The following is a 24,024-nucleotide window of genomic DNA, read 5'->3' as shown; positions in this document are numbered from 1 at the left end:
GCCTGAGCTTTCCATGTTTTGTACTCTCGAGGAGCAACACCATGAAATGCCCTGTTTGCAAGACCACCGATTTGCTGATGACCGAGCGCCGCTCGATCGAAATCGACTACTGCCCGGACTGCCGGGGCGTCTGGCTCGATCGTGGAGAACTCGACAAACTGATTGCGCAGGACGACGCGAATCTCGATGCGCCCGCAACGGTACGCACGGGCCGGGACGACTATCGCGAACGCGACAGGGACCACGCGTACAATAACCATCGCGGGCGCGATGAACATCGTACGGGGTATCGGGGATATAAGAAAAAGCGCTCGATCTTCGACGTGTTCGATTTCGATTGAGCGTGGGGCGGCGGGTTATCCAATGGCCTTGCGAAACGCCCGGAGGCACGCGGTGCGACGCGGTGCAGTCGTGGTGCGGCGCGCCGCGCGCGATCAGCGTGCTTTGCCGCGGGTGTTCTTGCCGGCGCTCGCGGCACGAGGCGCCTCCTTGCCCGCCGGTGCGCCGCCGTTCATCTGCTCCATCCACGACAACGCGTCGACGTAAGCCAGAAACTGCTTGAGATAGCCCGGCGACAACTCGCGCATCAGCGAAAGCGAACGATGCACCAGGCTGCTTGAATTGAGCGGTCCGGCATTGCCAGGAACTTGCTCCAAAGACTGACGCAGCTGTTTCTCGGTCCGTACCTTCGACCAGATTTCCCTGAAGTGATCGAGCGCCGCCAGTTCCGGATACGACGCGGCGGTCGGCAGACCATGCGCGACGACGCGCTGCTCGCCTTGCGTCGGCGCGTGACTGACGATGTACCCGGTCAATCCGGCGAGCGCCGTTCGGGCGGGTGTATCCGAAGCCGCTACGGTCGCCGCCATGCCGCTTTCGGCTGCGGACGACTCGGCGCGCTGTAAATCCGCTGCGTAGGCTTCGATCAACGTCGCCAGCTTCGCGTCGAGGATACGCCGCGCCGCGCCGCTATGATTAGCCGCGCGACGTGCCAGCGCGTCGATGAAATGGAAGCGGATCGGGTCGAGGCGATCGGCGTGGCGCTCGCGCCAGGCTTCGAGCGTGGCGTTTACCGCGTTTACCGCGCTTATCTCGCCTGACGTGCTCACCGCGCCGCTCACTTCCTCTTGCTCACTCACGCGCCTTCCCCGCCGCATTCGCCGGCCCCGGCACCGGCGCGATTTCCACCCGCCGGTTCTTCGCCCGCCCCTGATCGTCGGCGTTCGAGCCCACCGGCTGCTGCGAGCCGAACGCGGCCGCGAATACCGAGGCCGCCGGCACACCGTCGTCGATCAGGGCGCGCGTCACCGTCAGCGCGCGCTGCGCCGACAGTTCCCAGTTGTCCGCGAAGCGACGATTCGCTTCGCGCACTTGCCGGTCATCGGTAAAGCCGCTCACCATCAGAATCTCGTCACGGGCATGCAGATACGCCGTGAGCGGCCCGGCCAGGCTCTTCAGCAGGTCGCGGCCTTCGGGCTGCAACTGGTCGGAGTTCAGCGCGAAAAGCACATTGCCGCTAATGCCGATCCGTCCATTGACCAGCGTCACGCGGCCCGCCGCCAGCGGACCCGCGAGCGCCTGCTCGAGCGTCTTGCGGCGCTGCGTTTCCACCTGACGCTGCTTGACCTCCTGCTCCAGCCTGGTCGACAGTTCCAGTTGCACACCGATGACGCCCACCAGGATCAGCACGAACGCGCCCAGCAGCACCGACATCAGATCGCCGAACACAGGCCAGATCGGCGCGGTGGTCTCCACGCCGCCGTCGATTTCCTCCCTCATGCGGCGTCCGCTCCGGCCGCGACGCGCTGCCCGGCGAGCTGCTGCAGATCCTCGACGATCTGCTTCTGCGACATCACGCTCAGGTCCACGACTTCCCGCGCCTGCGCCACGTAGTACGCCAATTGTTCGTCGCTGCGGGCAAGCGACTTGTCGAGCGCGGCTTCGATTCGCTCCAGATGCGCCACCAGTTTGTCGTTCGACTCACCGAACACCTGCACGGCGCTGCCGAACGCGTCGCCGAGGCTCGCCACTTCGACGGCGCTGCTGGTCACTTGCGCGGCGATGTCGCCCAGCTTGCCGGTTTCGAGTTCGACTTTGTCGGTAAAGCGCGTGCCGACCCGCTCCAGCAGATCCGCGGACGTCGCAACCAGCGCGTCGACGGCCGTCCGCTGTTCGGTGGAGGCATGATTCACGGCATCCAGCAGCGTCTCCAGCGTTTCCAGCAAACGCGCGCGCTCCTGCAACATCGCGGTATCGCGGACCATGCTGTCGGACAGTTTCTGCCGCAATTCGGCGACGACTTCAGCCGCCGCTTTCGGCGCTTCCGACGCCGCCTGGACCAGTTGTTCAATCTCCGCGATCGTTGCGCTCGCCTGCGTTTGCGTTTGCGCCGCGATATCGCGCGCGGTTTGCTCCAGGGTTGCGCAGATTTCCTGCTGACGGCTCGCGGTGCGCTCTCCCGCCTGCTCCCACTTCTCGCTCAATGCAACGGCCATCGAATCGAGTTTTTCGGTCCATGCGGCCAGACGTTGTTGATCTTGCGCGGCCAGTTCCGTGCGCAGATTCGCGGCGGCTTTGGGGGCTTCGGCTGCGGCATCCACGAGGCGGCCGATCTCCGCGATCGTTGCGCTCGCATGCGTTTGTGTTTGCGCCGCGATATCGCGCGCGGTTTGCTCCAGGGTCGCACAGATTTCCTGCTGACGACTGGCGGTGCGTTCGCCCGTCTGCTCCCACTTCTCGCTCAACGCAGTCGCCATCGAACCGAGCTGTTCAGTCCATACGGCCAGGCGTTGTTCATCTTGCGCCGCCAGTTCCGCGCGCAGATTCGCAGCGGCTTTGGGAGCTTCCGCAGCGGCATCGACGAGACGGCCGATTTCGGAGATCGTTGCGCTCGCATGCGTTTGCGTTTGCGCCGCGATATCGCGGGCGGTCTGCTCCAGCGTCGCGCAGATTTCCTGCTGACGGCTCGCGGTGCGTTCGCCCGTCTGCTCCCACTTCTCGTTCAACGCAGCGGCCATCGAACCGAGTTGCTCGGTCCACGCCGCCAGACGTTGTTCGTCGCGCGAGCCCAGCGTCGTCTGCAGATTCGCATGCGACTCGCCGACGTGGGCAAGCAACGACACCGAATGCTGCTCGAAACTCGCCGCGGCCGCCGCCAACGCTTGCCGATTGTTGTCCGCGAGCGTCTCGCCGACGCGCTCCTGGCGGGACAAGGCTTCGCTCCATGCCTGCGACACGCCCTGCGCCGTCGCATCCAGCCGCGCGGACACGCCGTCGAGCAGACCGGCCGAGCGTTGCTCGAACGTTTCCGTGAAGCGATCGAGCGTGGCCCGCAGATGCTCCGTCAGTTCCTCGCTCGAACGCTGATGGCCGGCCAGCGCCTTGTTCCAGATCTCGGCCACGTTCACGGCCATCGCTTCAAAACCGTTCGACACGCCGTCCAGTTGCCGCTGCACGGCGTGCGAAACGCTGTCGTGCAAGGCGGTGGTCTCGCGGGCGAGACCGGCCATCGTCGCTTCCATCACCGGCTGCAATGCCGCGCCAGCCGCGCGCGTGCTGTCGGCGACGCTTTGCTTCAACGACTGCTCGACGGACGCGGCCAGCCGCGTATAAGCCGCCTCGGCCTTGCCATGGAACGCCTCCTGACTGGCCACCTGGCGCTCGTTCAACGCGAGGCTCTGCTGTTCGATCGCCGACATCATCGACTGCAGGCGGTCGACCAGGGCGGGCATCACGTCGGCCTGCCGTTGCAGAAGCCTGAAGCTCTCGTCGCGCTGATGAGCCTGCGAATAGACGCGCAAGCTCGTCGCGATCTTCAGGTCGAGCGCTTGCGCCGCCTGCAGCCGTTCGCGACGGCACAGCGCAGCCAGCAGCCCCAGCATTGCCGAGGTGGACACGCCCGCGATCGAGGTGCCGAACGCGAATCCGAGCCCCTTGACCGGCGCGGCCAGCGAAGCGCGGATCGCCTGCAGATCGGTCGAGCTTTCCAGCGCCATGCCGGTACCGCGCAACGTCGCGACCATGCCGAGCAGTGTGCCGAGCATGCCCAGCAACACCAGCAAGCCGACCAGATACGGTGCGAGCGCAGGTCCGGGCAAAGCCACCCGCTCCCCTTCGACGCGCAAACGCGCCGCGTTGCGCAAGCTCGGATGCAAGGAATCGAGCCAGGCGCCGAGACTCGACGGCGGTCCGGACAAGTCCGCGACGGCGCGCGTCAACGTGCCGGTCGCCTGGTTGTAGCGGTGCAGTTCGAGCGAGCCCGCGACGTAACACACGCCGATCAATAAGGTAACGGCCAGCGCCAGCGGGTTCGAGCCGAGGTAACCCACGGCGATCCAGCACACGGCGGCCAGACCGGCCAGAAACACAACGAGGTCAATACGATATCTGGACATAGTGTCCCAGTTAGCTGGTGCGAAGAGCCGCGAGCAACCCTTCGACCGGTTGAAAACGAACGTCCAGTTCGGCAAGCAACACGCTCTGCATGTCCTTGCGGAACACGTCCAGCCATGCGCCGGGCGTGAGCGCCGCGGCTGCGTCCTCCGTGTCCTCCGCTGCGGCCAGCGCCGCCTGCTCCGCCGCCCGCAAGCGTTCGAAGTGCCCGGCCAGCAGACCGGGCACGCCGCCCAGCAGATTCCGTTCGCGCTCGCCGAGCGCGCGCTCCATGACGGCGTCCAGCACCGCCAGCCGCGCCAGTGCGGGGGTTTTCGCGGCCAGCAGGCTGCGCAGGCGCACGCGCAACGTGCCGACCGCGGTTTCCATCGACTGCTGCAACGCCTGGTAGCGTTGCCGGAACACCGCGTAATCGGGCGCCGCATCGGCCGGTGCGGGCTGCGACGGCATGTGGGCCTGCGAATGCGGGTGCGGGTTTGCGTGTGGAAAGGCCTGCGAGTGACCCAATCCGCGCCGCTTGCTCGCGACGAGCACGCTGTCGCCCGCCACCGACTTCATCAGCGAAACGCGCACGCGCGCACACTCGTCCTCTTCGGCGCGGCCGAACGCGCGCGCGCCAGCCGGCACGGCCGGCGGCGCGCCGTTCAGCGCCGACGACAGCGCAATGGCGTCGGTCCAGCCGAGCCATTGGCTAAGCCGGTCCGAGAGCGATTGCCGGGATTCGGGGACATCGACATCCGCCAGACGAGCCAACAGGCGAATAAGCGCCGGGCCGCTGAGAGCTGTGCGCTGGGGGGCTTGCAACATACCACCGGAGTCAAAAAAGTCAGCAGTTTACACGCTGCCGGGGTGGAAGCTGCCGCCGCGCGATTTAGCGGGCCCGCAAGAGAGGTATTTCGAAGCACGCGGCGCGGCCGTGAAGCCTGCTTCGACGAGCCGCGCCGGTGGATGACAACGCAACGTTACTGGGGCGAAACGCTCGCGTCGAAGCGCAGGTTGTCACGCATCCACTGCGCCATCGAGCAGACGGCGAGCTGTTTTTGCGCGTTAAACGTGCGCTCCTTGTGCCACGACACGCCCGCCCCTTCGGCGAACACCACGCGATATTTGCGCAGCGAGTCGTCCGGCTGGGTCGCGAGTTCGCTTTTCAATTGCGGCACGGTCCATTCCACGCGCCGCGATTTCACCCCACGCATTGCGTCGATGGCGTCCGCGAGCTGGCCGTAGGTGACGGTATCGCCCGCCACGTAGACGATTTCATCCGCAATGCGCGGCTCGGTGAAAACGATCTCGGCGGTCAGCCTGCCGATGTCGTCGGCGGTCGTGACGGTGACCGCGTTGTCCCAACTGCCGAGCGCATGAACCGTGTTCCTTTCCAGGTCCACCACGCCGAACGACGGTTCGAACAGGAAACTCGTGAACATCCCCGTCGACACGATCACCCATTCCGTGTTCTGTTGCGCGCGCAACAGATCGCGCACGTCGAGTTGTTCGTCGAACAGATCCTGCGCGCTGCCCCGGCCGATCACGTCGTAGTCGACGCCGAACTGCCACGGGAAATAGCGTTTGATGCCGGCGTCGAGCGCCGCGCGCGCGAGCTTGAGCTGCACGCCTTGACCGCCGACGAACCCGGTGCACGAAATCACCGTATCGAAGCGCCGGAACAGATCGGCCAGCGACGCCTCGGACAGCGCGTTGAGGTCGCCCGGCACGAGTTCGATAGCCAGCGCGCGCAGTTCGGCGACGTCTTTCCGCTTGGCCGGATCGTTCGAATCGAGGGCGGATGGGCGCAACAGCGCGGCGACCGAAACACCCGGTTTCACAGCGGCACGCTGCGCGAGACTGCGCAAGACGGCCATGCCGAGCTCACCGGCACCGAGGACGAGAATGGATTGAGAGTGCGACATGGTGGTGACCTTTTCTGATGGGCGATGAAGTGGAAAAGCGAGCTTTGAAAACCGTGCGGGCGCGAACCTGATTCGCCGTTAAGCGCGGTAATTCGTAGCGGCTTCAGGCAGGAGTCAGCCTGACGATCTGGAGTCTAGTGGCGGAGGGCATGGGCATTGTTCGCCGCTACGGAATTAACAACGCGAGTATCCCGAACGCCGGGTTCGGGGGCGTGTGAACATCGCGCCGGCCACGCGCAACACGCCGGGGTATCCCTGTAAGATGATTCCCGCTTCAACGCGCTCATGGACAGCGCGACACGAACCGCACAGGTACCCGGCTCATGGACAAACTTCAAGCGATGACCACGTTTGTGCGCATCGTCGAAGCTCAAAGCTTCAGCAAGGCAGCGGAAACGCTCGCGCTGCCCCGTTCGTCGGTCACGACGATCATCAAGCAGCTGGAACGTGAACTAGGCGCCGCGCTGCTTCGCCGCAGCACCCGCACCCTCAGTCTGACCGACGCGGGCGAGCGCTATTACGCGTCATGCCGCGCGATCCTCGCGGAGATCGTGCGCGCGGAAAGCGAACTGTCGACCGACGCCGGCGCGCCGCGCGGACGCGTGCGGGCGGACATGCCGGGCGTGATCGGCCGCGGCCTGGTGTTGCCGCGGCTCAGGGATTTCGAGCAGCGCTTTCCCGGCATCGAGCTCGTGCTCGGTCTGAGCGACCGCCCCGCCGACCTGATCTACGACGGCATCGATTGCGTGATCCGCACCGGCGCGCTGGCGGATTCGACGCTGACCGGCCGTCGTATCGGGCAGTTGAACTGGATCACCTGCGCGTCGCCGCGCTATCTGAAGGAGCACGGCGAACCCGATACCGTGGCCTCGCTGGCCGATCACCGTGCGGTCAACTACATCTCGAACGCCACCGGCCGGCCGCTCGACTGGCGTTTTCATGTGCAGGGCGAGCCGCTCACGCTGAGCATGCCGAGCCGCTTCGCCGTCAACGAAACCGAGGCCTATCTGCAATGCGGTCTCGAAGGATTGGGGTTGATCCAGCTGTCGGAGTTCGTCGCGTTGCCGTATCTTCAATCGGGCCGCCTGAAGGAAGTGCTGGCGGGCGCGAGAAGCTCGCCGGTGCCGGTTTCGATCGTCTATCCGGATGGCCGCAACGCGAGCGGCGCGACCCGCGCGTTCGTGGAGTGGGTCATGGAATTATTCGAACACAGCGACTTCGGGCGAGGCCAATGAACCGTATTCCCTTCGACACCGTGGTACTCGGCGCGGGCATTGTCGGCGTGTGCGTCGCCGTGCATCTGCAGAAGCGCGGCCGCCAGGTCGCATTGGTCGATCGCAGGCTGCCGGGCAATGAGACGTCGTTCGGCAACGCCGGCTTGATCCAGCGCGAAGGCGTCTATCCGTATGCGTTGCCGCGCGACCTGGACACCTTGCTTCGTTACGCGCGCAACCAGTCGCCGGACGTTCGTTACCATGCCGCCGCCCTACTCAAGGTGGCGCCGTTCCTGTGGCAATACTGGCGCAATTCGCACCCCGCCACGCACGCGGCGATCGCCAGGTCGTATTCGACGCTGATCGAGCGCAGCGTCAGCGAGCATCGCGAGCTGGCCGCCGCGGCCGACGCGAGCGCACTGTTGCGCCCGATCGGCTGGATGAAGGTGTTTCGCAGCGCAGCGGCCCACGACAAGGAAATCCGCGTCGCCGAACGCTGGCACGCCGAGTACGGTGTCGAGTTCGAGACGCTCGACGCCGTTCGTCTGCAGCAGATGGAACCCGATCTCGACAAGGCCCTGCTCGGCGCGGTGCGTTATCCGCAGTCCGATTCGGTGAGCGATCCGCATGCACTCGTCACCGCCTACACGAAGTATTTCGAGGCATTGGGCGGCCGTTTTTTTATCGGCGATGCGGACACGCTTCGCGAAGGTTGGGAAGTCGATACACAGGACGGAACGATCGCGGCGCACTCGGCGGTCGTCGCGCTGGGACCGTGGTCGGAGCGACTGACCACACGGCTGGTTATCGCTTGCCGCTCGCTGTCAAACGTGGATATCACATGCACTACGCGCCGCAAGGCGCGGCCCGTTTGAATCACCCTGTGCTCGACGCGGAAACCGGCTATGTGCTCGCGCCGATGGCGCAAGGCATCCGTCTGACCACCGGCGCGGAAATCGCCCTGTACGATGCGCCCAAAACGCCGACGCAACTCGCCGTGGTCGAACCGGTTGCACGCAAGCTGTTCCCGCTCGGCGAGCGACTGGACGACGAACCGTGGATGGGCCGCCGTCCCTGCACGCCCGACATGATGCCGATCATCGGGCCCGCGAGAAATCATCGGGACTTGTGGTTCGCGTTTGGTCACGCGCATCACGGATTGACACTGGGCCCGATCACGGGTCGCCTGATCGCCGAAATGATGACGGGCGAGGAGACAGTGGTCGATGCACGGCCGTTCAGGGCGGAGCGGTTCTAGGCGGCCGGCGCGGGATCAGGCGCGGGCTTGGACCATGTTGAAACGCGGGGCAAACTACCGGAACGCCGGCCTCGTCGGCTGCTTCCCTTCCTCGACAGTTTTACTCAGCGGACGAACGCGCCCATGTCCAGCGAATTTCCGATTTCGCGTGCGCCCAGGCGACGCGTTTGCGTGGGCTCGCTCGCGAAGTGCCGAAAGTCAACTCGAACCTGCTCTGATTCGTCGACGTCTGCGCCACCGCAAGCATTGCCGTGGGAAAAAAGAAAATCCCCCGCAACGAATCGTCTGCGGGGGATTTCAGGGAATCGGCCTTAGCCTACCGGCGCCCTCGACAACGACCCATCAAGCCGCCGCCACCCTGCGCGGCGACACGACCGACACCACGAAGCTCACGACGATATTCGCCGCCAGCGCGATCAGCCCGATATACACCGGGTAGACCGCATCGCCCAGATGCAGCGCGTACACCGGCTTGAGCCCCTGAATGATCGCAAGGCTCGTCCCGATCACGATACCGACCAGCCAGCCGAGGAACAGACCCGGCGTATTCAGCCGGCGCGTGTACAGCGAGAACACGATCGCCGGGAAAATCTGCAGAATCCAGACGCCGCCCAGCAGTTGCAGATCGATCGCGTATTGAGTCGGCAGGAACACGATGAACAGCAGCGCACCGAACTTCACGACCAGCGACACGATTTTCGCCGTGGAGGCCTCGCCTTCAGCCGAGATATTCGGCGACACCAGCGGACGCCACAAATTGCGCGTGAACAGATTGGCCGCGCCGATCGACATGATCGCGGCCGGCACCAGCGCGCTGATCGCAATCGCCGCCGCCGCGAAGCCCACGAACCACGACGGAAATAGCGTGTTGAACAACGCCGGCACCATGTCCGACGCCGACTTCACATGCACGCCGGCCGCGATCGCCATATAGCCGAGCAGTGCGATCAAGCCGAGCAACAGCGTGTACGCCGGCAGGAAAATCGCGTTTTTACGCACCGTCTTCGCCGACGCGGACGACAGCACCGCCGTCATCGTATGCGGATACATGAACGCCGCCAGCGCCGAACCCAATGCGAGCGAAGCGTAAGCGGTGAACTGCGTCGGCTTCAGAATGATGCCGGTCGCGCCGCCCTTGGCCTTGAAGTAAGTATCGGCCGCGTCGAACACGTGCGCGTAGCCGCCGAGCTTCGCGGGAATCAGCCACACCGCCGCGATCACGACGATATAGATCATGATGTCCTTGACGAACGCGATCATGGCCGGTGCCCGCAGGCCGCTTGCATACGTGTAGAGCGCCAGAATCACGAAGGCGACGATCAACGGCATTTCGCCGCTCACGCCGAGCCCCTTGATCACGACCTGCATGCCCACCAGCTGCAGCGCGATATACGGCATGGTCGCGACGATACCGGTGATCGCAATCGCGGCCGGAAACCACTTGCCGCCGTATTCGCCCTGCACGTAATCCGCTGCCGTGATGTGGTTTTTCGCATGCGCGATTTTCCACAACTTCGGCATCACCGCGAACACGAACGGGTAAACGATGATGGTGTACGGCAACGCAAAGAAGCCGTACGCACCCACCGAATACACCAGCGCGGGCACCGCGATCACCGTATAGGCGGTATAGAAGTCGCCGCCCACGAGGAACCACGAAATCACCGTGCCGAACTGGCGGCCGCCGAGGCCCCACTCGTGTAGTTGAGTCAGGTCACCGCGCTTCCAGCGCGCGGCGAAAAAGCCGATCACGGTGACCAGCACGAAGAATGCGATAAAGACGGTCATCGCCACCGGATTCACGGGGTTCACATCGCTCATTTGACACCTCGATACACGACGTAAATCAGCAGCGAGGTCAACGGCACCCACAAGAACTGATACCAGTAGAAGAACGGAAAGCCCGCGAACGACGGGCGTGTGTCGTTATAGAACGGCAGCCATAACAACGCGATATAGGGGATCAGCAGAATCAGCCAGAGCCATGAACGGCCGGCGGTCGGGGAGGTCTCCACACACTTCTCCTAAGTCTATTATTGAAACCGCGCGCCACGACTCGTGGCCCGGCACGCGGAAACCGGTTACCGCATATCAGACGGCAAATCCGCGGTTTGCAGCTGGCGCGGCAAGGCGCCGGTCATGTTCCAGCCGGCAGGCGCGGCAGCCCGCGAACCGTCACTCGTCGCGGGGATGTAGTATTCGCCTTCGTCGGCGTCCTCACAAGCGCGCGACTACGTACATCGGCTACGTAATACTACGTAGCCGGCCTTCCGCAGCATGTTGCGGTCTTTTCAACGATGAAACTCAAAGCGAAGCTCGTCCTGCTGGCCATCGTGCCCTTTCTTGCCGCTATCGCCAGCATCGAAATCGGCGTGCGCCAGGAAGCCATGGCGCTCGCCGAGTCGCAGCACGCGACCACCCAGGCCGCCTACCTGGCCAGCAAGCAACTCGAACTCAAGCACTACGTGGAGCTCGCCTCCACGGCGATCGCGCCGCTCTATGACGCCGGCCAGCAGAATGCCCGCGACGACGCGATGCTGCGCACTCGCGCGCTCGACGTGCTGCAAAAAATGGACTACGGCAAGGACGGTTACTTCTTCGTCTACGACACGCACGGGCGCTCGTTGATGCACCCGCGCGAACCCGATCTGGTGGGGCGCGATCTGTGGGAGCTGCGCGATCCGCAGGGCATGCTGACCATCCAGCAACTGCTCGCGGCGTCCGCTCGCGGCGGCGGCTATGTGCGCTATGTGTGGCATCGGCCGTCCACCGGCAAGCTCGCGTCGAAACTCGGCTACGTGGTGCCGCTCGAACGCTGGGGCTGGATGATCGGCACCGGCATCTATCTCGACGACGTGGATGCGGCGCTCGCGGATATCGATGCACGCGCCGCGGCGAATATCGATCGTACGATGAAATGGATCGACGCGATCGCGATGGCCGGACTCGCGGTAATCGCACTGTGCGCGCTCGTGCTCAACGTCACCGAATATCGCAGCGCCGACGCGAAATTGAAACGGCTCGCGCAGCAGGTGGTCGAGTCTCAGGAAAACGAACGGGCACGGCTGTCGCGTGAATTGCACGACGGCATTAGCCAGATGATGGTGTCCGTGAAGCTGCTGCTCGAATCCGCGCTCGCGCGCTTCGAGCGCAGCGAAGCGCGGGTGCCTGCGGCGGAGGCCGCGCTCGCCACCAGCTTGACGCGACTCGGCGACACGTTGCGCGAAGTACGGCGCATTTCGCATGCGCTGCGTCCGTCGATGCTCGACGACCTCGGCGTGGCCGCCGCGCTGGAACAACTCACACGCGAACTCGGCGAGCAGTCGGCGGTCGAGATCGGCTTCACGCAGATCATGCACACCCACGCAGCGGTTTTGCCGGATGCGGTGAACACCGTGCTGTTCCGGATCGCTCAGGAAGCGCTGACGAATATCGTGCGCCACGCGCAAGCGTCGAGCGCGGCGCTCACGCTGGAAGTCTCGCACGACGCCGTCACGCTGACGATCGCCGACAACGGACGCGGTTTCGACACCGCCTACGCGTTCGTCGGCCGACGCTCGGGCGTGGGTTTGCGTAATATGCGCGAACGGCTGGAACCGCTGGGCGGCAAGCTGTCACTCAGTTCGCAACCCGGCCATACGCTCGTGACCGCGCGTGTGCCGCTCGACACGCCGGTGCGGCTCGCGCCCGTTTCGCAGGAAAGTTAATCACGTCATGAACGACACACCATCCGCCATCGCCCGTTTGCTGCTCGTCGACGATCACCCGCTGGTGCGAGACGGCTTGCGCGCCCGGCTCGAAGCGGGCGGCAATTTCGAAGTGGTCGGCGAAGCCGGCAATGCCCAGGAAGCACTCGCGCTCGCCGCCGCCGCAACGCCGCATCTCGTGCTGATGGATGTCGGCATGAACGGCATGAACGGCATCGCGCTGGCCGGCATGTTTCACGAGCGCTTTCCGGCAATCCGGATTCTGATGCTGTCCATGCACGACAACCTCGAATACGTGACTCAGGCGGTGCGCGCGGGCGCCAGCGGCTACGTGCTCAAGGATTCGCCCGCCACCGAGATCATTCAGGCCATCGGCGTGGTGCTCGACGGCAAGCAGTTTTTCAGTGCCGGGCTCGGTGCACGTTTGATTCAGGCATCGGCCAATCAGTCGCCGATCGAACGACTCACGCCGCGCGAGCGCGATATTCTCGACGCGCTCGCGGAAGGCCTGTCGAGCAAACAGATCGCGCAACGCAACGACCTGTCGGTGCGAACGGTGGAAACGCATCGGCTGAATCTGAAGCGCAAGCTCGATATCGAAGGACAGGCGGAGTTGATCAAGTTCGCGGTCGAAAACCGCCGCACGAAGAGGTGAACGTATGAGGACGACACGTCGGATCGCAATGCGGCTCGCCAGTCTGATGTTCTGTGCCGCGACCCTTCACGCCCGGGCGGAACCGCTCCGCGTGAATCGCGGGCACGATCCGTTCTTTCAGATTTCCAAAGCCGTCGATCATTGCCCGGCGCCGCTGGGTCCGCTCGAAACCGAGCAGGAATGGCTCGACGACAGTCATTACCGGATCGAGCGCGGCAATAGTTGCTGGATAGAAGGACGCTGCCGTTTATCGAACGGTTATCTCTACGACACGGAAATTGCCGAGGCCGTGCAACGGCGCCTCACCAATATCAACTACGCGACCCACTGGCGCGAACAATCGACCTTGTGGCTCACGCTGCAACGCCGCTTCATCTACGTGCAGGGTTGCGTGGCACCCGGCTTCGACAAGCAAACCTTTCTCACCGAGCTCGGCAAAACCGCGGACGTGGAACGCGTAATCGACGACACCACGACTAATCCACATGCCGCGCAATTACCGTATAAAACGCTCGCGGATCCGGATAAGCCCGTGCTCGATCCGGGCAACTGATTCAAGCAAACACGCGTCTACGCTTGCAACAAGCACGCACGCGCAATACCCGCTATTTCGCTGCGGCACCTATATCGACAATCGGACATAGCAACGCAGAAATCGATCTTTGGCCATCCAGACGTCATTGCTACCATCGGCGACCCGACATATTCGGTCACCAAAACAATGACAACACATCGATCGCAACGCCCCGTTCTGCGTCCCGGCATCATCGGCGCAGCCGTCGCCGGCCTCGTCGCCCTTGCTTCATGCGGCGACAACAATCTGCCCGGCGGCGCTACCCCACCCGTCGTCGCGCAAAAGCGCCCGAACATCCTGTACATCATGGCCGACGACCTCGGCTACTCGGACATCCACGCATTCGGCGGCGAAATCAACACGCCGAACCTCGATGCGCTGGTGCAATCGGGCCGCATTCTGACCAATCATCACACCGGCACGGTCTGCGCGATCACGCGTTCCATGCTGATCTCCGGCACCGATCACCATCTGGTCGGCGAAGGCACCATGGGCGTGCCGACCGATGAACGCAAAGGCCTGCCCGGCTACGAGGGTTATCTGAACGACCGCGCATTGTCGGTCGCACAACTGTTGAAGGACGGCGGCTATCACACGTATATGGCCGGTAAGTGGCACATCGGTTCGGGTATTGTCGGCAGCGCGACGGGCGGTGGGCAGACGCCGGATCAATGGGGCTTCGAACACAGCTATGCGCTGCTCGGCGGCGCCGCGACCAATCACTTCGCGCACGAACTGGCGAACTCGCAGAACTACACCGAAGACGGCAAATACGTGCAGCCCGGCCAACCCGGACAACCGGGCGGTGCGGGCGGCAGCCCCGCCGTGTTCTATTCGACCGACTTCTACACGCAACGCCTGATCTCGTACATCGACTCGAACAAGGGCGACGGCAAACCGTTTTTCGCGTACGCGGCCTACACGTCGCCGCATTGGCCGTTACAGGTTCCCGATCCCTATCTGCACAACTACGTCGGCCAATACAACGCAGGCTACGACGTGATCCGCAACGCACGCATTGCACGGCAAAAAGCGCTGGGCATCATTCCGAACGACTTCGTACCTTACGGCGGCGCATCGGAAACGCTCGTCGCGAGCGCGGCCACGCCGAACAACGGCACGGTCAACGCGAAGTACGTGAGCGCGGTGCATAGCGCAGTGCAAGGCTATACCGACTACGGCCCGGGCACGGTCAACAAAACGTGGGCGAGCCTCTCGCCGGCCGAAAAGAAAGCACAGGCCCGCTACATGGAAATCTACGCAGGCATGGTCGAGAATCTCGATCACAACATCGGCCTGCTGATCCAGCACCTGAAGGACATCGGCGAGTACGACAACACCTTCATCATGTTCCAGTCGGACAATGGCGCCGAAGGCTGGCCGATCGACTCCGGCGCCGACCCGACCGCCACCGACACCGCCAATGCCGCCGACCCGGTCTACTCGCAACTCGGCACCGACAACGGCAAGCAGAACGCGCAACGTCTGCAATACGGTTTGCGCTGGGCCGAAGTCAGCGCGACACCGTTCCGGTTGACCAAGGGCTATTCGGGCGAAGGCGGCGTGTCCACGCCGTTGGTCGTGCATCTGCCAGGCCAGACCACACAGAAACCGACGCTGCGCGATTTCACGCACGTGACCGATAACACCGCCACGTTCCTTGCCGTCGCGCAGATTACGCCGCCCACGCAAGCCGCGCCGCCGCTGGTCAATACGCTCACCGGCGTGGATCAGAACAAGGGCAAGGTGGTCTACAACAATCGCTATGTCTATCCGATCACTGGCCAATCGCTGCTGCCGCTGCTGAACGATCAGACCACGGCCGCGGTACACAGCGCGTCGTTCGGCGACGAAGCGTACGGGCGCGGTTATCTGCGCAGCGCCGACGGTCGCTGGAAAGCACTCTGGACAGAGCCGCCGCTCGGTCCGGTGGACGGTCACTGGCAACTGTACGATATGAGCACCGACCGTGGCGAAACGCAGGACGTGTCGACGCAGAATCCGTCAGTGATCGACGGTCTCATCCAGCAATGGAATAGCTATATGAGCAGCGTCGGCGGCGTCGAGCCGTTGCGCCCGCGTGGCTACTATTGAGTGACGGGCGCGTCATGACAGCACGTTCCAGGCTGAAGCGCGTCACGGCGCTTTACGGCACCTACGCCGCGATCGCCGTGGCGGCGTTCAGCGCCGCTTTCACCGCTGCCCTGGCCGCTTCGGCGGCATTCGGCGGCGGCAAGGCGGGCGCATTCGACGAACTCAATCGCTCGCGCCCGCTGGTCGCTCTCGGCTCCGAATCGCAATGCGAGCGCTACAGCGGTTTGCCCGCGCGCTGGCGCGACGATCCACGAGCCGGCATGGTGCATCTGCGTGGCGGCGACTTCGTGTTCGGCAGCAAACTCGGCTACGAAGACGAGCGCCCCGCCGGCGACGGCAAGACACATGTCGCGGGCTTCTGGATCGATCAGACCGACGTGACGAATGCGCAGTTCGCGGCCTTCGTCAAAGCAACGGGCTATATCAGCGATGCGGAACGCCAGGGCGGCGCCGTGGTGTTTCACACGCCGACGCGCGACGAAATGAACGCGCGCGATCTGGCATGGTGGACGTGGGTCAAAGGCGCGGCGTGGAATCGTCCGAGCGGGCCCGGCAGTACGCTCGACGGCCGCCTGAACCAACCGGTCACGATGGTCACGCAAGCGGACGCCCTAGCCTACGCACGTTGGCTCGGCCGCGATCTGCCGACCGAAGCCGAATGGGAATTCGCCGGCAAAGCCGGTCACGAAGGCGCGGACCTCGACACCGCACCGCGCGACGAACACGGCAAGCCGAGCGCGAACTACTGGCAAGGCGTATTTCCGGTGTTGAACACGAACGAAGACGGCCACGTCGGCCTCGCTCCGGTAGGCTGCTATGCCGCTAACGATTTCAGGCTTTACGACATGATCGGCAACGCATGGGAATGGACCCGTGACGTCTACACAGGTCCGCACCAATCGCACACCAATGGCGACACGGCGGCGGTTGCGCCGCTGGGCCGCAAGCACGATACGCCGATGGTGATAAAAGGCGGCTCGTTCCTGTGCTCGCGCGACTATTGCGTACGTTATCGTGCTGCCTCGCGCGAACAGCAGGAAGCAGATTTGCCGGCCTCGCATATCGGTTTTCGCACCGTGTCGAGGGACGCGTCATGAAGTTTCGGCAATTCATAACGACGCTGCTGCTGGGCACGGCATGCGTGCTTCCGCACGCGCAAGCAACTGAATCGCAGGTCGTCAGGGTCGGCGTGATTCCCGGCGCACAGGCACAAATCATGGACGAAGTACGCCGTGTGGCGGCCAGCCAGGGACTCAAGCTCGACGTTGTCGTGTTCGATCGACCCGAGCGCATCGACGCGGCACTCGCCGCGAAACAGATCGACGCAGCAAGTTTCGAAGACGGCCCGAGTCTCGACGCGCAGCGCAAACTGCACGGCTATCCGCTGACCCGCGTCACGACGACCGTAACGTTTCCGATCGCGCTGTACTCGCGCACGCTGACGAACCTCGCCCAGTTGCAACGCGGCGCGACGATCGCCATTCCCGACGACGCCGAGGGCACCGCGCGCGCCCTGATCCTGCTGCAAAACTTTACCCTGCTGACCTTCAGGGACAGCGCCGGTCTGCATGCAAAACTCGGCGATGTCACCAGCAACCGGCTGAATCTGAAGATTCGCCGCGTGCCGCGAGCGCATCTGTTCGACACGTTGCATAGCGTGGCTTTCGCCGTGATCGATAGCGACGACGCCGCGCGTGCGGGTCTTTATCCGGCACGCGACGGTCTCGGTATCGAAGACGCACGCTCGCCGTACGCGAACGTGCTGGCGGTGCGCGACGCCGACCGCGAGCAGCCGTGGGTTGCGCAACTGGTCGCCGCGTATCACTCGAACGACGTCGCCCATTTCATTTTGACGCGCTACCAGGACTCGGTGCGCCGGCCGTGGTGAATACCTTCTCGTTCGCGTGCTCGGCGTGCGGCAAATGCTGCAATAGCCCCCCGGCAATGACGTTGCCGGAGCTGTTCCGGCATCGTGATCTGTTCGTCGGTTGTCTGGCGATTGGCCGCGTGCCGCGCAGGCGGGCCGGCGAACGGCTGCGTGCGGGTCGACACGAAAGCGTGCTCGACGAAACGGACGCGGCCGCGTTCGCGTCGCTAGCGCAGACGTTGCTGCATGATGCCGGCGATACCTTCAGCATCGTCACGCAGGGCTATGACTATCCGTCTCTGGCGCGCTGCCCTGCGCTCGAAGACGACGGACGCTGCGGCATCCACCTGAGGGGCAAACCCGTCACGTGCGAAGTGGTCCCGCTCGATCCGCTCGTGCCGGACACGCTGCAGCATCTGGTGCTGGCTGGGCGCAATCAAAGCGCGCTCTATCTCGGCGCCGATTGCATTCAGCAAGGACCACGCGCTGACGCGACGCTGCTGGTCGCCGAGGGCCGCATCGAAGACGCGAGCGCTCAAAGCGCGTTGGCGCGCCGCCGCCACGCACTCGAACAGGAAAAGACGATGTGGGGTCGCGCCGTGTTCGACTCGCTGCGTCAAGATCCGTTCGAATCGCCCGCCGCGTTGGCGCGCATTCCCGCCGGCGGCTCCCTGACGATTTCGATCGTGCCGGCGCTGTTGGCCGTAGCGGGCGCGTCAGTGCGCTGCCGTGAATGGTGCCTCGACTATGTCGACAGTCAACTCGCGTTGATCGAACGCCGCGTCGCGCAAGCGTTGCTGCGCCGTCGGCTCGACGATCGTCCGGTCACGCAGGAATTGCGTGGTTTCGCCAACGCTTTTCAACGCGCCAGAACGCTGCTGACTGCGCCAACACAGCGCCGCAACGAAAACACGGCCTTCGCCTTACGCGTCGAAGCCTACCTGTCCGGCGCGGAGCGCTAACTAATCGGCTGCGCCGCCGCGGTCGCTGTTCTCCCTGATGATCCGCGCGATCAATGCGTCGGCATCGCGCGAAACGTTATCGCGCACGCGGGTGGTCTGTGTCGCCGCCGGCGTGTCGTTGCCGATCAGATGACCGCCGCGCTGGTGCGTATCCACCGACACCTGCATCGACAAACCCAGCCGCAACGGATGCGCGGCCAGTTCCGCCGCATCCAGCGAAATCACGATCGGCACGCGCTGCACGACCTTGATCCAGTTGCCGGCGGCGTTCTGCGACGGCAGCATCGAAAACGCGCTGCCCGTCCCCGCCGAAAAGCCTTCCACATGGCCGCGATACACCACTTGCGAGCCGTACACGTCCGACACGATACGCACCGGCTGCCCCACCCGCATGCTGCGAATCTGCCCTTCCTTGAAGTTGGCCTCGACCCACAGGCGTTCGAGCGGAACGATCGACATCAGCGCGAGCCCCGGCCCAACCTGCTGCCCGATCTGCACCGAACGCTGACCGACCGTGCCGTCCACCGGCGACACCACGGTCGTGCGCTGAACATTGCGGTAAGCGAGCCGAAATTGCGCGGCGGCCTGCAACACCGTCGGGCTCGATTCAATCGGGACTTTGCCGCCCAGCGCACGCGCGGCGTCGAGTTGTACCTGCGCGGACGCGAGGTTCGCCTGCGCGACCGCCACCGTCTCCTTGGCGCGCGCCAGTTCTTCCGGCGACACGACTTCGACCGACGCATGGTCGCGCGCGGCGAGCGCGCGTTGCGCCAGGGCGAGTTCGGCGCGGCGCGCGTCGATGGCTTGCACGTACAGCTTGCGCGAGATCGTGGCGTTCGCCACCTGACGCACGGCCAGCGTCAGTTGCGCGCGAGCCTGCGCGAATGCGGCGGCCGCCTCGGTATCGTCGAGCTTGACGAGTGGCTGACCGGCACGGACCTGGCGCGTGTTGTCCACCAGAATATCCGTCACGGTGCCCGGTATCTGCGCCGCGATCTGCACGATGTTGCCGGCCACGTAGGCGTCGTCGGTCTCCTCGTAGAAGCGTGCGCTCAATCCCCAATACGTGAGCCACACCGCGCCGGCGAGCGCGACCGCGCCGAAGAACATGGCGAAACGGCGCCGTCGACCCGCACGTTTGCGGTCGTGCAGCGTTTCCGCATGGTCCGCCATGCTGGCCGCGTCGGGCTGTTCCTGCGTCCAGCCGGCGGCATGCTGTGCCTGTTTATCGTTGTGCATTCAATCGAAGTGCGTGTCCATGATGCGTGCGTGGGAGAAAAAGGCCGCTTGCGAATGCGCGATCGGTGCGCCGGCCACGTTGCGTTCGTCGAAACCGCCGCCGAGCGCGCCGACCAGCGCCACTTGCAGCAAGCGGCGGCGGCCTCGCAGATCGACCTGCTGCGCGCGCTCGTCGAGCAGCGACAGATCCGCGAGCGTCACGTCCTTCTGCATGCCGATCCCGCGCCGGTGCCGCTCCTCCGCAATCGCGACGATGCGCGAGGCCGCGTCCACCGCGTGCGCCTGTTCGAGCGCGAGCGTGTCGACGGTGCGCAGCGAGGTGAGCCGCTGGGCGACTTCGCCGAGCGCCTGGTCGATGGTTTTGTTATAGAGGCCTACGGCTGCATCGACATTGGCATAGTCGCCGCCGAGTTGCGCGCGCAACCGCGTTCTGTCGAAGATCGGCAGCGAAATGGCCGGCCCCACCGAACCGGTCAGCGCGGCACGCGAGAACAGAGCGGCCGGCGTCAACGCCGTGAGCCCGGCGAACGCCACCAGGTTCACGTCGGGATAAAACTGCGCACGTGTGGCCTCGGTATTCGCGAGCGCCGCTTCGGCCCGCAACCGCGCCGCCACGATGTCGGGACGGCGGCCTAGCAGATCGACCGGTAGTTGCGCGGGCAACGGCGTGTCAGCCGTCGCGGCAAGTCGCGGACGACGCAAAGACAAACCGCGCTCCGGACCACGCCCCGTCAACACACCGATCTGCAACTCGGTCGACTGGATACGCTCGCCGTTGAGCGCCTGCTGCGACGCAAGGCGGCTGCGCTTGAGCGAGGCATCGGCCGCGTCGTACGCGTTGTCGATCCCGCGCGCGCCGCGCTCGCGCAGCACAGCGTCGACGTGGTCCGCGGCCTGTTGCTTTTGCAACAGGATTTCCTGCATCGCGAATGCGCGGTCGAGTTCACAGTAGAGCGTCACCAATGCGACTGTCAGCGTGAGGCGCGCCTGTTCCGCGTCGATGCGAGCGGCGTCGCGCGTGGATAACAGACTGCGTGTCAGCGCGGCATTCTTGCCCCACAGATCGAGCTGATAACTCAACCCGGCGATCACCGCAGACGGCGACACCGTCGAATCGTTGAACAGTTGCACCGGAATCTGCTGGCCGCCGACCGACACGTTGGCCACGTTGTCCGGCTGCGGCAGCCGGGTTTTGCTGACCGACGCCACTGCCGTGCCGGTCAAGCCGGTCAGCGACGCGAACTGCTCCAGCTGCGCCTGCGCTCCGCCGACTCGCGCCCTGGCGATCTGTAGATCGGGATTGTTCTGCAACGCTTCGGCGACGAGTTGGTTCAGTTGCGGATCGTTGTAGCGCCTGACCCAATCGGGCGCGGGCCACGCGCCGTTCGCGCCGGGGCCTACGGTGTGCGCGAGCGCATCGGCGGACGGTGTGAGCGGCGCCACGTTCGTGTGCAGGCCGCTATCGCTCACGCAGCCGTAGAGCGCCGCGGCAAGCAGCAGCGGCAACGCATTTCGCGTGAAGACGAGGTTTCGCAAGCGTGGGCTCATGTCGTGCGTCTCGCGGCGCGTCAGGAATGGCGCGGCTGGTGCAACGCGCGCTCGCTCGCGGCCGGTGTAAGCGCAGCGCGCGCCCGCGCCGCCTTGGCCGCGAGCCGTGGACGCGTTTGTTCGAGCGGTCCCATGTGCCCGAACAGACCGTCCCACAGGCCTAATGCAATCGCATCGAGCTTCGCCAGCTTGTCGTGCTCGGCCAGCACGATCTGTACGATCTGCCACAACGTCAGCAGATTCGGCACGACGGCAACGGGCAAACGCAGTCCGTATTGCAGCGCCAGTTGCATCGCGTTGCGCGCGCTGTAATAGCGGCGAAAGCCGGGATGATTCATCGTCGTCATTTCGAATGCGCCCAGTTTGTGACGGCGCCGCGCGCCGATCCGATGCGACAGCACCAGTTGCGGCACCACGTACAGAGGCACGTTGCGCAACAACGCGCGCAGACAGTATTCGGTATCGACATGGTCGATGAACAGCGCCTCGTCGAAACGGCCAAGGCGCGAGAACGCATCACGCGAAATCACGCAGCCCGACGAGATCAGAAACGCGCAGCGTTGCAAGGCGGCGTCGGCGCGCACCGACAGCCGTTCGACCGCGAGGCCGCTGGTGGCGAGTTCGGGCAGGAAGCGCTGGTCGTTTTCGTCGAAGATACGCGGGCCCAATAAATACGCGTGGCCGCCGAGCAGCGCGCAACGTTCGCGCATCACCGTGAAATAGTCGGCGGGGGTCTCCGAGTCCTGATCGAACAGTGCGACCGCATCCACGCCTTGCTCGAACAGCGCGTGCAGGCCGCCATTGAAGGCTCCGGCGATACCGTGGCGGTTGCCATGGTGCAACAGCGCGACGCCCACCTCTTTCAGCAACGACGCCGCGCGCGGATCGGGCTGCGGCGAGTTGTCGACCACCAGCAAGCGATCGCACAGGTGACGCATGGCCACAGCGCGCGCGAGTTGCTCGTCGCTCGGATGAAACAGCACGATCAGTGCGCCCAGCGTCGTCATCGCGATCTCCTCAGTGCCCCATGGTCATGGCCGCACCCCGCTTCGGGCGGGTGAGCCACATCATCGCGGCGAGCACGAGACAGGTGACGCTCGCCATCTGGAACATATCGCCGGTCGCCATCATGTAGGCCTGTTGCTGCACTACGTGATGCAAGGTGGCGAGTTCGCGCGCACCGTCGATCCCCATGCCGTGCAGGCTCTGCACGAAACGCTGCGTATTGCCCGACGCTTTCGTCACGGACTGCGCGACGACGTCGTAGTGATACAGCGCGCGGTTGTCCCATAGCGTGACGCTCATCGCCGTGCCGAACGCCGCCGATAGCGTCCGCAAAAAGTTCGACAGGCTGGAGGCGGCGGCGAGTTTGTCGTCGGAGACACGCGACAGCGTCGCGGCCGTGAGCGGAATGAAGAAGCACGGCAGACCGATGCCCTGGATCAGGCCCGGCGTGATGATCTGCGTGAACGTCATGGTCAGTGTGAAATGCGCGTCCCACCACAGCACGGCCGCAAACACGAGAAAGCCGAACGTGGCGAGCACGCGGGCGTCGAAACGCGCCGCGTAGATGCCGACCAGTATCGAGAACACCAACGCCAGCACACCGAGCGGCGCGGTGGCGAGCCCCGCCTGATACGCGGTATAGCCCATCACGGCCTGCAGCCACAGCGGAAAGATCACGCCGACCACGGAAAAGCTCATCATGCCGAGCGAGATGATCAACACGCAAAACGAAAACGTGCGATCGCGAAACAGGCTCAGATCGATCACCGGGTGCCGTTCGCCCGCTTCCCAGATCAGCAGCGACACGATTGCCAGCGCGGCGACGATCGCCAGCGTCAGGATCAACGGCGAATCGAACCAGCCACGGTCGTGGCCGAGGTCGAGCACCACTTGCAACGACCCGACGCCAATGATCAGCAGCACGATACCCGGCAGATCGATCGGCGCGGCACGGGCGGCGCCGGGGTTGCGCGCGTCGACGCGCAGCAGCGTCGTGCACACCGCGAACGAGAAGATGCCGATCGGCAGATTGATCAGGAAGATCCACGGCCACGAGAAGTTATCGATAATCCAGCCGCCGACCACCGGACCGAAAATCGGCGCGAGCAGTACCGTCATCGCCCACAGTGCCAGCGCCACGATCCGCTTGTCGGGTGGGAAGGTGCGTAACAGAATGGTTTGCGACAGCGGCACCATCGGCCCCGAAAAGAGTCCTTGCAACGCGCGACACACCACCAGCAGGTGAAAGTCGCCGGCCACGCCGCAAAGCAGCGAGGTCAGCGTGAACAGAATCACGGCCGCGAGAAACAGCCGCGTTTCGCCGAGTCGTCGCGAGAGCCAACCGGTCAATGGCACTGCAATCGCAGCGGCCACCGAGTACGAACTGATCACCCAGGTGCCCTGGCTGTTGGACACGCCCAGACCGCCGGAAATGGCGGGCACCGCGACGTTGGTCACGGTCGAATCCAGCACTTCGATAAAGGTCGCTAGTGAAAGCGCGAAGGTCAGTAACGCGAGCCGCGCGCCGTGCAAGCGAGGCGCGCTGCCTGCATCGCCTACGTTGCCCGGCATGCGGTCCGGTTTCCGCTCCGCGTCAAGCCA

At 64.5% G+C, this 24,024-nt stretch carries 20 protein-coding genes and 1 pseudogene; 10 read left to right on the top strand and 11 right to left on the bottom strand.

Features of this window, described 5'->3' with window-relative positions:
* The first annotated feature begins 41 nt into the window (after positions 1-41).
* The gene (locus tag BX591_RS12605) at positions 42-341 is read left to right on the top strand and encodes a TFIIB-type zinc ribbon-containing protein (protein WP_111931759.1); all 300 of its coding nucleotides are present in this window, start codon (positions 42-44) and stop codon (positions 339-341) included.
* A 93-nt stretch (positions 342-434) separates the two neighbouring features.
* Here BX591_RS12605 and BX591_RS12600 read toward each other — a convergent pair whose 3' ends face one another.
* From BX591_RS12600 to BX591_RS12580, 5 genes are all read right to left on the bottom strand, one after another.
* Positions 435-1,109: a DUF2894 domain-containing protein gene (locus BX591_RS12600; RefSeq protein WP_420849371.1), complete on the bottom strand. Its 675-nt coding sequence runs from the start codon at positions 1,107-1,109 to the stop codon at positions 435-437.
* A gap of 22 nt (positions 1,110-1,131) precedes the next feature.
* The gene (locus tag BX591_RS12595; RefSeq protein ID WP_111931757.1) at positions 1,132-1,779 is read right to left on the bottom strand and encodes an OmpA family protein; all 648 of its coding nucleotides are present in this window, start codon (positions 1,777-1,779) and stop codon (positions 1,132-1,134) included.
* Entirely contained in the window at positions 1,776-4,394 is a 2,619-nt protein-coding gene (locus BX591_RS12590) for a DUF802 domain-containing protein (protein WP_111931756.1), read from the bottom strand. Before BX591_RS12590 ends, BX591_RS12595 begins: the two co-directional genes overlap by 4 nt.
* A 10-nt stretch (positions 4,395-4,404) precedes the next feature.
* Positions 4,405-5,199 carry a DUF3348 domain-containing protein gene (locus tag BX591_RS12585; RefSeq protein ID WP_111931755.1) on the bottom strand — a complete coding sequence of 265 codons (795 nt, stop codon included), beginning with the start codon at positions 5,197-5,199 and terminating at the stop codon, positions 4,405-4,407.
* 155 nt (positions 5,200-5,354) lie between these two features.
* The gene (locus tag BX591_RS12580) at positions 5,355-6,299 is read right to left on the bottom strand and encodes an aromatic alcohol reductase (protein ID WP_111931754.1); all 945 of its coding nucleotides are present in this window, start codon (positions 6,297-6,299) and stop codon (positions 5,355-5,357) included.
* A 323-nt stretch (positions 6,300-6,622) separates the two neighbouring features.
* Between BX591_RS12580 and BX591_RS12575 the strand changes: the two genes are divergently transcribed.
* Together BX591_RS12575 and BX591_RS12570 are read left to right on the top strand one after the other, a co-directional pair.
* Positions 6,623-7,534, top strand: coding sequence for a LysR family transcriptional regulator (locus tag BX591_RS12575; protein WP_111931753.1), 912 nt, complete (start codon positions 6,623-6,625; stop codon positions 7,532-7,534).
* Between the two features lie 5 nt (positions 7,535-7,539).
* Positions 7,540-8,771: pseudogene (locus tag BX591_RS12570) on the top strand (NAD(P)/FAD-dependent oxidoreductase).
* Between the two features lie 342 nt (positions 8,772-9,113).
* Here the strand turns inward: BX591_RS12570 and mctP are convergent.
* Positions 9,114-10,592 carry a monocarboxylate uptake permease MctP gene (gene mctP, locus BX591_RS12565; protein WP_111931752.1) on the bottom strand — a complete coding sequence of 493 codons (1,479 nt, stop codon included), beginning with the start codon at positions 10,590-10,592 and terminating at the stop codon, positions 9,114-9,116.
* A complete protein-coding gene (locus BX591_RS12560; RefSeq protein WP_035559097.1) occupies positions 10,589-10,786 on the bottom strand; it encodes a DUF3311 domain-containing protein in 198 nt (65 codons plus the stop codon). Before BX591_RS12560 ends, mctP begins: the two co-directional genes overlap by 4 nt.
* 282 nt (positions 10,787-11,068) lie before the next feature.
* On the opposite strand from BX591_RS12560, the gene BX591_RS12555 reads away from it, so the two are divergent.
* The 7 genes from BX591_RS12555 to BX591_RS12525 all read left to right on the top strand — a co-directional run bounded on the left by BX591_RS12555 (position 11,069) and on the right by BX591_RS12525 (position 18,630).
* Positions 11,069-12,478 carry a cache domain-containing protein gene (locus tag BX591_RS12555; protein ID WP_111931750.1) on the top strand — a complete coding sequence of 470 codons (1,410 nt, stop codon included), beginning with the start codon at positions 11,069-11,071 and terminating at the stop codon, positions 12,476-12,478.
* Positions 12,479-12,485: 7 nt separating this feature from the next.
* Positions 12,486-13,133 (top strand): response regulator, encoded by a 648-nt coding sequence (locus BX591_RS12550; protein WP_111931748.1) that lies wholly within the window; start codon positions 12,486-12,488, stop codon positions 13,131-13,133.
* A gap of 4 nt (positions 13,134-13,137) precedes the next feature.
* On the top strand, positions 13,138-13,686 hold the full coding sequence (locus BX591_RS12545) for a hypothetical protein (RefSeq protein ID WP_111931746.1): 549 nt from the start codon (positions 13,138-13,140) through the stop codon (positions 13,684-13,686).
* 168 nt (positions 13,687-13,854) lie between these two features.
* Positions 13,855-15,801: an arylsulfatase gene (locus tag BX591_RS12540; RefSeq protein WP_176343123.1), complete on the top strand. Its 1,947-nt coding sequence runs from the start codon at positions 13,855-13,857 to the stop codon at positions 15,799-15,801.
* A 14-nt stretch (positions 15,802-15,815) separates the two neighbouring features.
* Positions 15,816-16,898 carry a formylglycine-generating enzyme family protein gene (locus tag BX591_RS12535; protein ID WP_111931744.1) on the top strand — a complete coding sequence of 361 codons (1,083 nt, stop codon included), beginning with the start codon at positions 15,816-15,818 and terminating at the stop codon, positions 16,896-16,898.
* Entirely contained in the window at positions 16,895-17,689 is a 795-nt protein-coding gene (locus tag BX591_RS12530; RefSeq protein WP_111931742.1) for a MetQ/NlpA family lipoprotein, read from the top strand. The genes BX591_RS12535 and BX591_RS12530 overlap by 4 nt, the downstream gene beginning before the upstream one ends.
* 56 nt (positions 17,690-17,745) lie before the next feature.
* A complete protein-coding gene (locus tag BX591_RS12525) occupies positions 17,746-18,630 on the top strand; it encodes a hypothetical protein (RefSeq protein WP_244147121.1) in 885 nt (294 codons plus the stop codon).
* On the opposite strand, the gene BX591_RS12520 is transcribed toward BX591_RS12525, so the two are convergent.
* From BX591_RS12520 to BX591_RS12505, 4 genes are all read right to left on the bottom strand, one after another.
* The gene (locus tag BX591_RS12520) at positions 18,631-19,803 is read right to left on the bottom strand and encodes an HlyD/EmrA/EmrK family protein (RefSeq protein WP_244147125.1); all 1,173 of its coding nucleotides are present in this window, start codon (positions 19,801-19,803) and stop codon (positions 18,631-18,633) included.
* Between the two features lie 66 nt (positions 19,804-19,869).
* Positions 19,870-21,441: an efflux transporter outer membrane subunit gene (locus BX591_RS12515; protein ID WP_420849370.1), complete on the bottom strand. Its 1,572-nt coding sequence runs from the start codon at positions 21,439-21,441 to the stop codon at positions 19,870-19,872.
* Positions 21,438-22,424, bottom strand: a complete 987-nt coding sequence (locus BX591_RS12510; RefSeq protein WP_111931736.1) for a glycosyltransferase family 2 protein — start codon at positions 22,422-22,424, stop codon at positions 21,438-21,440. Before BX591_RS12510 ends, BX591_RS12515 begins: the two co-directional genes overlap by 4 nt.
* Positions 22,425-22,434: 10 nt before the next feature.
* Positions 22,435-23,994 (bottom strand): DHA2 family efflux MFS transporter permease subunit, encoded by a 1,560-nt coding sequence (locus tag BX591_RS12505; protein ID WP_111931956.1) that lies wholly within the window; start codon positions 23,992-23,994, stop codon positions 22,435-22,437.
* Between the last annotated feature and the right edge of the window lie 30 nt (positions 23,995-24,024).

Origin of the sequence: Paraburkholderia bryophila (genome assembly GCF_003269035.1) — a bacterium.
GTDB lineage: Bacteria > Pseudomonadota > Gammaproteobacteria > Burkholderiales > Burkholderiaceae > Paraburkholderia > Paraburkholderia bryophila.
Note: the sequence above shows the minus strand (reverse complement) of the source record. Positions and strands in the feature narration are given on the sequence as shown.

Coding starts and splice junctions, on each gene's coding strand:
- BX591_RS12585 (WP_111931755.1), bottom strand. CDS start 5,199: ATGTTGCAAGCCCCCCAGCGCACAGCTCTCAGCGGCCCGGCGCTTATT.
- BX591_RS12505 (WP_111931956.1), bottom strand. CDS start 23,994: ATGCCGGGCAACGTAGGCGATGCAGGCAGCGCGCCTCGCTTGCACGGC.
- BX591_RS12590 (WP_111931756.1), bottom strand. CDS start 4,394: ATGTCCAGATATCGTATTGACCTCGTTGTGTTTCTGGCCGGTCTGGCC.
- BX591_RS12575 (WP_111931753.1), top strand. CDS start 6,623: ATGGACAAACTTCAAGCGATGACCACGTTTGTGCGCATCGTCGAAGCT.
- BX591_RS12510 (WP_111931736.1), bottom strand. CDS start 22,424: ATGACGACGCTGGGCGCACTGATCGTGCTGTTTCATCCGAGCGACGAG.
- BX591_RS12525 (WP_244147121.1), top strand. CDS start 17,746: ATGACGTTGCCGGAGCTGTTCCGGCATCGTGATCTGTTCGTCGGTTGT.
- BX591_RS12545 (WP_111931746.1), top strand. CDS start 13,138: ATGAGGACGACACGTCGGATCGCAATGCGGCTCGCCAGTCTGATGTTC.
- BX591_RS12535 (WP_111931744.1), top strand. CDS start 15,816: ATGACAGCACGTTCCAGGCTGAAGCGCGTCACGGCGCTTTACGGCACC.
- BX591_RS12555 (WP_111931750.1), top strand. CDS start 11,069: ATGAAACTCAAAGCGAAGCTCGTCCTGCTGGCCATCGTGCCCTTTCTT.
- BX591_RS12530 (WP_111931742.1), top strand. CDS start 16,895: ATGAAGTTTCGGCAATTCATAACGACGCTGCTGCTGGGCACGGCATGC.
- BX591_RS12580 (WP_111931754.1), bottom strand. CDS start 6,299: ATGTCGCACTCTCAATCCATTCTCGTCCTCGGTGCCGGTGAGCTCGGC.
- BX591_RS12595 (WP_111931757.1), bottom strand. CDS start 1,779: ATGAGGGAGGAAATCGACGGCGGCGTGGAGACCACCGCGCCGATCTGG.
- mctP (WP_111931752.1), bottom strand. CDS start 10,592: ATGAGCGATGTGAACCCCGTGAATCCGGTGGCGATGACCGTCTTTATC.
- BX591_RS12550 (WP_111931748.1), top strand. CDS start 12,486: ATGAACGACACACCATCCGCCATCGCCCGTTTGCTGCTCGTCGACGAT.
- BX591_RS12520 (WP_244147125.1), bottom strand. CDS start 19,803: ATGGCGGACCATGCGGAAACGCTGCACGACCGCAAACGTGCGGGTCGA.
- BX591_RS12540 (WP_176343123.1), top strand. CDS start 13,855: ATGACAACACATCGATCGCAACGCCCCGTTCTGCGTCCCGGCATCATC.
- BX591_RS12605 (WP_111931759.1), top strand. CDS start 42: ATGAAATGCCCTGTTTGCAAGACCACCGATTTGCTGATGACCGAGCGC.